This is a genomic window from Streptomyces sp. NPDC054834 (assembly GCF_053611185.1).
The window spans coordinates 249,078-260,470 of the sequence record NZ_JBSGZV010000007.1 but is presented as its reverse complement, the minus strand read 5'-3'; the positions used below and the strand labels follow the sequence as shown (position 1 = coordinate 260,470).

General features: G+C 68.2%; 11 protein-coding genes and 1 tRNA gene. 9 read left to right on the top strand and 3 right to left on the bottom strand.

What is annotated here, in order from left to right:
- Positions 1 to 127: 127 nt before the first annotated feature.
- The 3 genes from ACWGJM_RS13045 (at position 128) to ACWGJM_RS13035 (ending at position 2,895) form a co-directional block, all read left to right on the top strand.
- Positions 128 to 385, top strand: coding sequence for a hypothetical protein (locus ACWGJM_RS13045; RefSeq protein WP_361450766.1), 258 nt, complete (start codon positions 128 to 130; stop codon positions 383 to 385).
- 24 nt (positions 386 to 409) lie between these two features.
- A complete protein-coding gene (glmS, locus tag ACWGJM_RS13040) occupies positions 410 to 2,227 on the top strand; it encodes a glutamine--fructose-6-phosphate transaminase (isomerizing) (protein ID WP_453411721.1) in 1,818 nt (605 codons plus the stop codon).
- A 305-nt stretch (positions 2,228 to 2,532) separates the two neighbouring features.
- Positions 2,533 to 2,895: a hypothetical protein gene (locus ACWGJM_RS13035; RefSeq protein ID WP_453411720.1), complete on the top strand. Its 363-nt coding sequence runs from the start codon at positions 2,533 to 2,535 to the stop codon at positions 2,893 to 2,895.
- Between the two features lie 181 nt (positions 2,896 to 3,076).
- Here the strand turns inward: ACWGJM_RS13035 and ACWGJM_RS13030 are convergent, their stop codons facing one another.
- Positions 3,077 to 3,604 (bottom strand): universal stress protein, encoded by a 528-nt coding sequence (locus ACWGJM_RS13030; RefSeq protein WP_453411719.1) that lies wholly within the window; start codon positions 3,602 to 3,604, stop codon positions 3,077 to 3,079.
- Between the two features lie 411 nt (positions 3,605 to 4,015).
- Here ACWGJM_RS13030 and ACWGJM_RS13025 point away from each other — a divergent pair, with 411 nt between their 5' ends.
- The 4 genes from ACWGJM_RS13025 to ACWGJM_RS13010 all read left to right on the top strand — a co-directional run bounded on the left by ACWGJM_RS13025 (position 4,016) and on the right by ACWGJM_RS13010 (position 6,822).
- Entirely contained in the window at positions 4,016 to 4,285 is a 270-nt protein-coding gene (locus tag ACWGJM_RS13025; protein WP_453411718.1) for a hypothetical protein, read from the top strand.
- A gap of 377 nt (positions 4,286 to 4,662) precedes the next feature.
- Entirely contained in the window at positions 4,663 to 5,832 is a 1,170-nt protein-coding gene (locus ACWGJM_RS13020; protein WP_453411717.1) for a helix-turn-helix domain-containing protein, read from the top strand.
- Between the two features lie 196 nt (positions 5,833 to 6,028).
- Entirely contained in the window at positions 6,029 to 6,631 is a 603-nt protein-coding gene (gene orn, locus ACWGJM_RS13015; protein ID WP_453411716.1) for an oligoribonuclease, read from the top strand.
- 118 nt (positions 6,632 to 6,749) lie between these two features.
- Positions 6,750 to 6,822, top strand: a tRNA-His gene (locus tag ACWGJM_RS13010).
- Between the two features lie 96 nt (positions 6,823 to 6,918).
- On the opposite strand, the gene ACWGJM_RS13005 is transcribed toward ACWGJM_RS13010, so the two are convergent.
- The gene (locus tag ACWGJM_RS13005) at positions 6,919 to 7,407 is read right to left on the bottom strand and encodes a hypothetical protein (RefSeq protein WP_453411715.1); all 489 of its coding nucleotides are present in this window, start codon (positions 7,405 to 7,407) and stop codon (positions 6,919 to 6,921) included.
- A 162-nt stretch (positions 7,408 to 7,569) separates the two neighbouring features.
- Entirely contained in the window at positions 7,570 to 8,625 is a 1,056-nt protein-coding gene (locus ACWGJM_RS13000; protein WP_453411714.1) for a LacI family DNA-binding transcriptional regulator, read from the bottom strand.
- A 387-nt stretch (positions 8,626 to 9,012) separates the two neighbouring features.
- Here ACWGJM_RS13000 and ACWGJM_RS12995 point away from each other — a divergent pair, with 387 nt between their 5' ends.
- Entirely contained in the window at positions 9,013 to 10,374 is a 1,362-nt protein-coding gene (locus ACWGJM_RS12995) for an ABC transporter substrate-binding protein (protein ID WP_453411713.1), read from the top strand.
- A gap of 5 nt (positions 10,375 to 10,379) precedes the next feature.
- A complete protein-coding gene (locus tag ACWGJM_RS12990) occupies positions 10,380 to 11,393 on the top strand; it encodes a carbohydrate ABC transporter permease (protein WP_453411770.1) in 1,014 nt (337 codons plus the stop codon).

Here is an 11,393-nt window from a genome sequence, read left to right as displayed (position 1 = left end):
GGCAACGCGGCGCAAGACACAGGATGGACAGCTTGCGAACAGAGCACCATAAGAGATTCAACAGACCGTTGCCCGAAATCGGGCAGGATTCTTGCGAAACCGTCGCCGGTACCTCAGGATCTACCGGGTGCACGACGAACTGGTTGATCATCTGACACGGTCCACGACCCTGAACCGGGGCGAGGCACTGCGGGTGATCCAGGACGTGCTCGCCTTTTTCGACGAGACGACCGAAGACTACGTCCGTCGCCGCCACCGCGAGCTCCAGGCCCAGGGCCTGGTGAACGCGGCGATCTTCGAACGGATCGGGGCGGACCTGAAATACCGTGCGGTGGCCCCGCCCGAGCTCACGCTCAGGCAACTGCGGCGCATCGTCTACGGCTGAACGGAAGCTTGGGGATACCTATATATGTGCGGAATCGTCGGATACATCGGGAAGCGTGACGTCGCCCCGCTCCTCCTGGAGGGCCTTCAGCGCCTGGAGTACCGCGGGTACGACTCCGCGGGCATCGTCGTCACCTCCCCGAAGACCGCCGGCCTGAAGATGGTCAAGGCCAAGGGCCGGGTCCGTGACCTGGAGGCCAAGGTCCCGGCGCGGTTCAAGGGCACCACCGGCATCGCCCACACCCGCTGGGCCACCCACGGCGCCCCCTCCGACGTGAACGCCCACCCGCACATGTCGGGCGACCACAAGGTCGCCGTCGTGCACAACGGCATCATCGACAACGCCTCCGACCTGCGCCGCAAGCTGGAGGCGGACGGCGTCGAGTTCCTCTCCGAGACCGACACCGAGGTCCTCACCCACCTCATCGCCCGCTCACAGGCCGAGAAGCTGGAGGACAAGGTCCGCGAGACCCTGCGGGTCGTCGAGGGCACGTACGGCATCGCGGTGATGCACGCCGACTTCTCGGACCGCATCGTGGTGGCCCGAAACGGTTCCCCGGTGGTCCTCGGCATCGGCGAGAAGGAGATGTTCGTCGCATCCGACGTGGCCGCGCTGGTCGCCCACACCCGGCAGATAGTGACGCTGGACGACGGCGAGATGGCCACCCTGAAGGCCGACGACTTCCGCACCTACACCACCGAGGGCACCCGCACGACCGCCGAGCCGACCACCGTGGAGTGGGAGGCCGAGTCGTACGACATGGGCGGCCACGACACCTACATGCACAAGGAGATCCACGAGCAGGCCGACGCCGTGGACCGCGTGCTGCGCGGCCGCATCGACGACCGCTTCTCCACCGTGCACCTCGGCGGCCTGAACCTGGACGCCCGCGAGGCGCGCCAGATCCGCCGCGTGAAGATCCTCGGCTGCGGCACCTCCTACCACGCGGGCATGATCGGCGCCCAGATGATCGAGGAGCTGGCCCGCATCCCCGCCGACGCCGAGCCGGCTTCCGAATTCCGCTACCGCAACGCGGTCGTCGACCCCGACACCCTGTACGTCGCCGTCTCGCAGTCCGGTGAGACGTACGACGTGCTGGCCGCCGTGCAGGAGCTGAAGCGCAAGGGCGCGCGGGTGCTGGGTGTGGTCAACGTGGTCGGCTCGGCGATCGCCCGCGAGGCCGACGGCGGCATCTACGTGCACGCCGGACCCGAGGTGTGCGTGGTGTCCACCAAGTGCTTCACCAACACCACCGTCGCCTTCGCCCTCCTCGCCCTGCACCTGGGCCGCACCCGCGACCTCTCCGTGCGCGACGGCAAGCGGATCATCGAGGGCCTGCGCAGGCTGCCCGCGCAGATCTCCGAGATCCTCAAGCAGGAGGACGAGGTCAAGGAGCTGGCCGAGCAGTACGCCGAGGCCCGCTCGATGCTCTTCATCGGCCGCGTGCGGGGCTACCCGGTGGCCCGCGAGGCCTCCCTGAAGCTCAAGGAGGTCTCCTACATCCACGCCGAGGCCTACCCCGCCTCCGAGCTCAAGCACGGCCCGCTCGCGCTGATCGAGCCCGCGCTGCCGACGGTCGCGATCGTCCCGGACGACGACCTGCTGGAGAAGAACCGCGCCGCCCTGGAGGAGATCAAGGCCCGCAGCGGCAAGATCCTCGCGGTCGCCCACCAGGAGCAGGAGAAGGCCGACCAGACCATCGTCGTACCCAAGAACGAGGACGAGCTGGACCCGATCCTGATGGGCATCCCGCTCCAGCTCCTCGCCTACCACACGGCACTGGCCCTGGGCCGGGACATCGACAAGCCGCGGAACCTGGCGAAGTCGGTGACGGTGGAGTAACCAGCACGACGCGTTCAACTACCGGGCCGCACAGGCAAACTGGCAAGGCGTGAGGTAGATCACCAGCGGGCGGTGGGCGTATTCGGAGCGTGCGCTCACAAGATCCGTCCCCGCCCGCTTCTGTACCCCTTTGCCGTGTTGCCGAAGCCTGGAACCACCCGCTCCGGTCACATTCGGTGAAGGAAGCCGGGGCTCAGAGTAACCTCAAACCCGTTTACGACTTGATGACCATCTGCTTAAGGTCAGCCTCGACCAGACGGAGGCTCTCGGACTGCTCCGCAGTCCCACGGGGAGAAGAGAAAGCAATGTTCAAGTCGTTCGCTCGCATTGCTGTGGCCGGTGCGGCCGTGGCCACGGTGTTCGTCGGCACCACGTCGACGGCTCAGGCCGACAGCAACAAGACCATCTCGATTCCGGGCGGCCGGGGCACGATGACCTTCATCGACGACGGAGACGTCTTCAAGGTCTGCGACACGAAGGCAGACGGCTATGGCGTCTCGGGCCGCCTGATCGACAACAACTACAACGAGAAGCTCTACATCACCGACGGCGGCGACGCCGGCTGTGACAAGAAGGGCTACGACATCGGCCAGTTCGGCTCGTACCAGATGCAGCTCTCTTGGGACGGCGACGGCTACGACGTGAAGTCCGAGTGGTTCAACGAATAACCGCGATGCGGTGACGGTTCCGGGCGAGTGAGCCCTGGGGGAACGGGGCGGGCAACTTCTGACCGTGGACGGTGAGAAGTTGCCCGCCCCAGGCCATTGGTCCTGGCAAGCCTGAACGGAACGATTCTCAAGTCACACGGCGCGACAAGGTGGATGACGGTGAGTCAGGCTTCCACGCACGTCACGGGATGACGATCACGGGCCGCTTCGCCCGCTTGGCGAGCCGTCCGGCGACCGAGCCGAAGATCCGCCCGACGATCCCGTGCGTGGAGCCCACCACGATCGCGTCGGCCTCGTACTCCCGGCCCACCTCTTCGAGCTCGTGGCAGATGTCGCCGCCACGCTCGACCAGGATCCAGGGCACCTCGGCCAGATAGTCCGCACAGGCCAGCTCGAGACCCAGCACCTCGGTACGGTGATCGGGCACGTCGACGAAGACCGGGGGCTCGCACCCCGCCCACACGGTGGTGGGCAGCCGGTTGGCGACGTGAACGATGATCAGACCCGAGCCGGATCGGTGGGCCATGCCGATCGCGTAGGCGAGGGCGCGCTCACTGGACGTGGAGCCGTCGAAGCCGACGACGACTCCGTGCTTGAAGGCGGGGTCGCAGGAAGGACGCGCCTCTTCCGCCGCCAGGGGCTCGGCCGCCGTGGGATCGGCGACCGGCCGCTTGCGGTCCGCGGGTTCGAAGAATTCGTGACCGGCCATGGCTGTCTCGGCGTTGTGATCCTTTTTGGGTGGCGACAGTGTGCGGCGGAGCTGTGTCCGGGAAACATCTTCCCCACCCCATACCCCCAAGGGTACGGCGGCAAGCTTCCTCAGCCCAGATCCCGCACGGGCTCCGTAAGGCACCGTAAGGCGTCCCCCGGAGTCCGCAGGGGTTCCCCGGAGCATGCACGAGCGACGCCCGTAACGCAATGGTTGCTGCCCCGTACAGGCGGTTTGCACAGGATTCAACAGTCCGGCTTCATCCGGTCGCCGCGCTCAGTGACCGGCTGATTGACCGCCCGAGTGACCGGCCGAGTGATCGACCGGGTGACCGGCTGAGTGACCGACCGATCGAACACGCGTTGAACCCCCTGAGCCACCGCCGCGAGGAGTACGACCAGGGAGTACGAGATGCCCGGACGACGATCCACCAGTGAGCAGCGCCCCACCCCGGACACCGCCGGTGACGTGGTGCGCTGGGCGGTCTTCAGCTGCGTCCTCGTACCCGTGGTCCTGCTCTGGTACGGCACCTCGCTGGCCGGCGCCGCCGGCACCGCCGGGGGCCTCGCGGCCGTCACCGGCGTGTGCCGGATCCTGCTGCGCCGCTCGGAACGCTGCGCGGCACGCCCGACGCCCCAGGGAGGCGGACGTCACACCAAGGGTGGTACACCGGTCGACTGACCGGTTTCCGCGCACACACCCGTATCTTTTCAGCCAACTTCTGGACACTGTGCAAGACGGGCCGGAACCACCCCTCGCCCCCCGTTCCACCTGCACGGAAAGGACCCAGGGGGCCCTGCGCACCCTACGCGGTTTGGCCACTGCGACGAGGCGTACTTCCCTGCACGGCCCACGAGTGCAACGCTTCGTGATCGAATGCTTCACGCCAAGTTGTCATGTCGACAATGCGCCGGGTGTCGATCTGGTCACCGCGGCGGCGTGGGACCCAGTAGATTCGATCTTGATGTCTTACGGCGGGGGACTCGTGCAGGACCGAGGGGAAACGTGCAGGAGCGACACAACCGAGGAGCCGCGACCACCGAGGGGGGCTTAGCAGGATGAGCCACGACTCCACTGCCGCGCCGGAAGCCGCGGCCCGGAAGCTGTCCGGGCGACGTCGCAAGGAGATCGTCGCCGTGCTGTTGTTCAGCGGCGGGCCCATCTTCGAGAGTTCCATACCACTGTCGGTGTTCGGGATCGACCGCCAGGACGCCGGAGTGCCGCGCTACCGACTACTGGTGTGCGCCGGCGAGGAAGGCCCGCTGCGGACCACAGGGGGCCTGGAACTCACCGCACCGCATGGCCTGGAAGCGATCTCACGCGCGGGCACGGTCGTCGTACCGGCCTGGCGTTCGATCACTTCTCCGCCACCGGAGGAAGCGCTCGACGCGCTGCGCCGGGCGCACGAGGAGGGTGCGCGCATCGTAGGCCTGTGCACCGGCGCGTTCGTGCTGGCGGCGGCGGGCCTGCTCGACGGCCGCCCGGCCACCACGCACTGGATGTACGCGCCGACGCTGGCGAAGCGCTATCCGTCGGTGCACGTCGATCCGAGAGAGCTGTTCGTCGACGACGGTGACGTGCTCACCTCGGCGGGTACGGCGGCCGGAATCGACCTGTGCCTGCACATCGTGCGGTCGGACCACGGCAACGAGGCGGCGGGCGCGCTGGCCCGGCGTCTGGTGGTCCCGCCGCGCCGGTCGGGCGGCCAGGAGCGCTACCTCGATCGATCTTTACCAGAGGAGATCGGCGCCGACCCGCTCGCGGAGGTCGTCGCCTGGGCGCTGGAGCACCTCCACGAGCAGTTCGACGTGGAGACGCTGGCGGCGAGGGCGTACATGAGCCGGCGCACCTTCGACCGCCGCTTCCGGTCGCTGACCGGCAGCGCGCCGCTCCAGTGGCTGATCACCCAGCGTGTGCTGCAAGCGCAGCGGCTGCTGGAGACGTCGGACTACTCGGTGGACGAGGTCGCGGGCCGCTGCGGGTTCCGCTCGCCCGTGGCCCTGCGCGGCCACTTCAGGCGCCAGCTTGGCTCCTCGCCGGCCGCCTACCGGGCCGCCTACCGCGCCCGTCGCCCCCAGGGCGACAAGCCCGCAGACACCGAGCCGGCCATGTCCGCACCGGCCGGCCCGGTGGGCCCGGTACCCGTCCTCCACCCCGAGGCCGGAGTCCCGATCCAGGCCCGCCGCAGCCTGTCGGTGAGCGTGCCGGGGCCGCGCAGCGGCGTGTGACCCACAGGGGGCCCGGGGCTGACGCCCCGGGCCCCTTTGCGTCTCACCCGGCCGACACATCCAGCCCGTCCGGCGTTCGAGGACGAGGCCGTTCAGGCCGATAGCGGGGTCCGGGGGCGGCAGCCCCCAGCAGACGGCGCCGGTACCCCATGCACGCCAGACCCGCGGAGCGACAACGCGCCGTAAGGTTAGACACATGAACGATCGCATGGTGTGGATCGACTGCGAGATGACCGGCCTCTCGCTGTCCGACGACGCGCTCATCGAGGTTGCCGCCCTCGTCACCGACTCCGAGCTGAACGTACTCGGCGACGGAGTCGACATCGTCATCCGTCCGCCGGACCAGGCGCTGGAGACGATGCCGGAGGTGGTGCGTCGGATGCACACCGCGTCCGGACTGCTCGCGGAGCTCCCCGGCGGGACCACCCTGGCGGACGCCGAGGAGCGGGTGCTGGCGTACGTGCGGGAGCACGTGAAGGAGCCCGGCAAGGCCCCCCTGTGCGGGAACTCCGTCGGCACCGACCGCGGCTTCCTGCTCCGGGACATGCCGACCCTGGAGGACTACCTCCACTACCGGATCGTCGACGTGTCGAGCATCAAGGAGCTCGCACGGCGCTGGTATCCGCGCGCCTACTTCAACAGCCCGGAGAAGAACGGCAACCACCGCGCCCTCGCCGACATCCGCGAGTCGATCGCCGAGCTGCGCTACTACCGCGAGGCCGTCTTCGTCCCGCAGCCCGGCCCGGACTCCGACACGGCGAAGACGATCGCCGCCAAGCACGTCCTGCCCGCTCAGTAGGCGCGCACCGGGGGCACGCGGGGGGGGCGCCGCGAAACCCTGGCGCGAGCACCCCTTCGGACCCTGTACACTTTTTCTCGGCCGGTCGGGGAGAACACTCCTCGAGAAACCGGTCATGGTGGGTGTAGCTCAGCTGGTAGAGCACCTGGTTGTGGTCCAGGATGCCGCGGGTTCGAGTCCCGTCACTCACCCTCTGTATAGAGGCCGACGACCTTCAGAATTAGGGTCGTCGGCCTCTTTCATTCTCCGGGCCGCTGTTGCGGCCGGGCCGGGAGAATGAAAGGCGGCTACTTCGACAGGACCTGGCCCTGATCCGTCACGTAGTAGTCGTTCTTGCACTCCAGCAGCGCGGCTTCGTCCACGTCGGTCGGCCCGCCCGCCTGCTGATTGCAGAACTGGGTCAGGATCTGGAACTTCTGCGCGGCGGACACCCCAGTCGGCCGGCTGTTCTGCTGCTGGCTGTTCTGCGACTGGTCATCGATCTGCCCCTGCACCCAGGGGTCAGGGGAAGAAGAGTCCGAGTCGCCGGAGCCCAGGACCGCACCGCCCAGGAAGAACGAAGTCACGGCGATGGCGACGACGCCCCCTGCCAAGACCACGGGCCGCTTCCACCAAGGCCTCTCCAGCCCCGTCAGGATGCGCCGGTATTCCGGGTGATGCTCGTACTCGTCCCGCCAGCCGTTCGACGAGTCCGTCGAATCAGTCGCCGCGTGCACCGTGGGAGCGCCGGACGGGCGCGGGGGGACGTTCGGGGGAAGTGGCGGCGTGTTCTCCACTGCGGACTCCTCAAGGCCCTGACCGGCAGCCAGATCGCGCACAGAGAGTCGGGCGGCACAGAGTACGCACGAGACATACATGGGATCTACACCTAGATCCACATCGTGATCTTGCCGTGAGCACCTGAGGCCCCGTCACCTGGCCTCAGGACCGGACGTCGCTCAGGACGACGCCCGCGTCACCAGCTCCGTGGGCATTACCACCTGCTGCCGCTCCAGCCCCCGCGAGACGGCCGGACGGCTGTCAGCGATCTCCGTCAGCAGGAGGCCGAGCATCGCGCGGCCCATCTCCTCGATGGGCTGGCGGACACTGGTGAGCGGCGGGTCCATGTGGCGGGCGATGGCCGAGTCGTCGTAGCCGACGAGGGCCACGTCGTCGGGGATGCGACGGCCCGCCTCGCGCAGCACCTGGCGGGCGCCGGCCGCCATGACGTCGGAGCCGGCGAACACCGCGTCCACGGCGGGACTGCGCTCCAGCAGCGTCGTCATCGCGCGGCGGCCGCCCTCCTCGGTGAAGTCGCCCGGCTCGATGAGGAGTTCCTCCACGGAGTGGCCCGCGTCGAGCAGGGCTTCCCGGTAGCCGTCGACGCGCCGCTGGGCGCCGTACACGTCGAGGCGGCCGGTGATGTGGGCGATCGTGCGGCAGCCGCGGGCCAGCAGGTGCTCCACGGCCGAGCGGGCGCCGCCGTAGTTGTCCGAGTCCACCGAGGTCAGCGTCTCCGCCGCCGAGCGCGGTCCGCTGATCACGGCCGGGATCTCCAGCTGGGCGAGCAGGTCGGGCAGCGGATCGTCGGCGTGGACCGAGACCAGCAGAACGCCGTCGACGCGGTGCGCGGCGAGGTACTGGGCGAGCCGCTGCCGTTCGCGGTCGCTGCCCGCGAAGATCAGCAGCAGCTGCATCTCCGTGTCGGACAGTTCGGCGCCGACGCCGCGCAGGATGTCGGAGAAGTACGGTTCCGCGAAGAAGCGGGTCTCCGGCTCGGGGACGACGAGAGCGATCGCGTCGGTACGGTTGGCGGCCAGCGCACGGGCGGCGGTGTTCGGGACATAGCCCAGTTCGGCGACCGCCGCCTCCACGGCCGCGCGGGTCGCGTCACTGACCCGGGGCGAGCCGTTGATCACCCGCGACACCGTGCCGCGGCCGACACCGGCCCGGACGGCGACCTCTTCGAGGGTAGGCCGCCCACCGCTCCGGCCCCGCGCTCCGTGGCTTGCCATGGGCTCCGCCTCTCTCGACCGTTCATCGTGGCTGGCCTGGAATCTAACAGTCCTGCACAGGGCGCCCGCTTTTCGGCCGGAACACCCTCATCCCCGGAAGCCCGACAGGCTCGATGATGGCCACCTGGGGCCGCTCACGAGGCGCTCACGGACCGCTCCTTGAAGTTAGCTAACAGGCCGATAACTGAACGCATCTCTCCGCGTCCGCTCCCTTGACACCCCCGCGCGAACCGACGACTCTTCAACACATCACTTGTGGGAGCGCTCCCACAGTACCTCGCACATACATATCCCGCACGTTCCCCGCCCGAGCCGCAGCGAGAAACAAACGGGCCCAACAGTGCAGTTGGCCGGGGGGTCGGCACGTCAGGGCAACAGGAGGACGCAATGCGAGCACGTACCCTCCCCCACTCTCGGCTTCGCTCGAGCGGGGGGACCCCCATCGCCCGTAAGGCGGTGGTCCTGGCGGCTGTCGCCACGCTGGGCGCCGGGCTGCTGGCCGGCTGTGCCGATGACAGTGGTGGAAGCAGCAGCGACAACTCCGACGGTGGTGGCAAGGGCAAGACCACCATCACCCTGGGTCTCTTCGGCACCTTCGGGTTCAAGGAAGCCGGGCTCTACACGGAGTACGAGAAGCTGCACCGGAACATCACCATCAAGGACACCTCGATCGAGCGGAACGAGAACTACTACCCGGCTCTCGTCAACCACCTGACCACCGGCAGCGGCCTGATGGACATCCAGGCCGTCGAAGTCAGCAACATCGCCGAGGTCACCAACACCTTCGCGGGCAAGTTCGAGGACCTGTCCAAGGCGCCCGGCGTACAGAAGAGCGACTGGCTGGACTGGAAGTGGCAGCAGGCCACCGCCAAGGACGGCACCACCATCGGACTCGGCACCGACATCGGCCCGATGGCCATCTGCTACCGCACGGACCTCTTCAAGGCGGCCGGCCTGCCCACCGACCGCGACGCCGTCTCCAAGCTGTGGACGGGCAGCTGGGACAAGTTCGTCGAAGCCGGCGAGAAGTACAAGAAGAAGGCCCCGTCCGGGACCACCTTCATGGACTCCCCCGGTGGTCTGCTCAACGCCATGATCGGCAGCCTGAAGACGAAGTTCTACGACTCCTCCGGCAAGGTCATCTACAAGACGAACAAGGACGTCAAGACCGCCTTCGACCTGACCTCGAAGGCCGCCCAGGAGGGCCTGGTCGGCAGCCAGACCCAGTTCCAGCCCGCCTGGAACCAGACGATCGCCAACAACAAGTTCGCCGCGATCTCCTGCCCGCCGTGGATGCTCGGCACGCTCAAGGCCAACTCGAAGCCGGAAGCGGCCGGCAAGTGGGACGTGGCCCAGGCGCCCGTCTCCGGCAACTGGGGCGGCTCCTTCCTGACCGTGCCCAAGGGCGGCAAGAACACCACGGAGGCCGAGAAGCTGGCCGCCTGGCTGACCGCGCCCGAGCAGCAGGCGAAGCTCTTCGCCAAGCAGGGCAGCTTCCCGAGCGCGCCCGGCGCGTACACGGCCGCCTCGGTGACGGGCGCGAAGAACGAGATGACCGGTGACGCGCCGATCGGCACGATCTTCGCTCAGGCCGCCAAGACGGCCCCGGTCCAGATCATCGGCCCGAAGGACCAGATCATCCTTCAGGGCCTGACGGACAACGGCGTCATCCTCGTCACGAAGGGCAAGTCCCCCGCCGACGCCTGGACGACGGCCACCAAGACCATCGACAACAACCTGGAGAAGTGACCGGCATGGCCACCCGGCACGACACCGCCGCGCCCCCCGCGAAGGAGGGGGGCGCGGCCCCGGCCCGTGCGGCCGCCGGCGCCCTGTCCTCCGAGGACCAGCGGCGTCGGGCGCGGCTGTCCCGTCGCTGGCAGCGGGACATCCGCTGGAGTCCGTACGCCTTCGTCTCCCCGTTCTTCCTGCTGTTCGTCGCCTTCGGTCTGTTCCCGCTCCTCTACACCGGCTGGGCCTCGCTGCACACGGTGGAGCTGACCGCGCCCACCGACATGCAGTGGTCGGGGCTGCACAACTACACCCGGATCTTCGACGACGACTTCTTCTGGAACGCGGCGAAGAACACCCTGACGATCGGGATCATCTCGACGGTTCCGCAGCTGCTGATGGCGATGGGCCTGGCGCACCTGCTCAACTACAAGCTGCGTGCCTCGACGTTCTTCCGGGTCGTGCTGCTCGCGCCGTACGCGACGTCGATCGCCGCCGCCGCTCTGGTCTTCGTCCTGCTGTTCGGCCGTGACTACGGCATGATCAACTGGGCGCTGCACTTCTTCGGGGTCGACAAGATCGACTGGCAGAACGACAAGTGGCCCTCCCAGATCGCGGTGTCGACGATCATCGTCTGGCGCTGGACCGGCTACAACACGCTGATCTATCTGGCGGCGATGCAGGCGATCCCGCAGGACCTGTACGAGTCGGCGGCCCTGGACGGCGCGAACCGCTGGCGGCAGTTCCTGCATGTGACCCTGCCGCAGTTGCGGCCGACGATCCTGTTCACCTGTGTCGTGTCGACGATCGGTGCCAGCCAGGTCTTCGGTGAGCCGCTGATCTTCGACGCGAACAAGGGGGCGTCCGGCGGCGCGGAGCACCAGTTCCAGACGCTCGGCCTCTATCTGTACGAGCAGGGCTGGGTGAACCAGCATCTGGGCCGCGCCTCCGCCATCGCCTGGACGATGTTCCTGATCCTCATCGTGGTCGGGATCGTCAACTACGTCATCTCGCGCCGGCTGCGCGCCAGTGCCTAA

Coding starts and splice junctions, on each gene's coding strand:
- ACWGJM_RS13025 (WP_453411718.1), top strand. CDS start 4,016: ATGCCCGGACGACGATCCACCAGTGAGCAGCGCCCCACCCCGGACACC.
- ACWGJM_RS13030 (WP_453411719.1), bottom strand. CDS start 3,604: ATGGCCGGTCACGAATTCTTCGAACCCGCGGACCGCAAGCGGCCGGTC.
- ACWGJM_RS13020 (WP_453411717.1), top strand. CDS start 4,663: ATGAGCCACGACTCCACTGCCGCGCCGGAAGCCGCGGCCCGGAAGCTG.
- orn (WP_453411716.1), top strand. CDS start 6,029: ATGAACGATCGCATGGTGTGGATCGACTGCGAGATGACCGGCCTCTCG.
- glmS (WP_453411721.1), top strand. CDS start 410: ATGTGCGGAATCGTCGGATACATCGGGAAGCGTGACGTCGCCCCGCTC.
- ACWGJM_RS12995 (WP_453411713.1), top strand. CDS start 9,013: ATGCGAGCACGTACCCTCCCCCACTCTCGGCTTCGCTCGAGCGGGGGG.
- ACWGJM_RS12990 (WP_453411770.1), top strand. CDS start 10,380: ATGGCCACCCGGCACGACACCGCCGCGCCCCCCGCGAAGGAGGGGGGC.
- ACWGJM_RS13000 (WP_453411714.1), bottom strand. CDS start 8,625: ATGGCAAGCCACGGAGCGCGGGGCCGGAGCGGTGGGCGGCCTACCCTC.
- ACWGJM_RS13035 (WP_453411720.1), top strand. CDS start 2,533: ATGTTCAAGTCGTTCGCTCGCATTGCTGTGGCCGGTGCGGCCGTGGCC.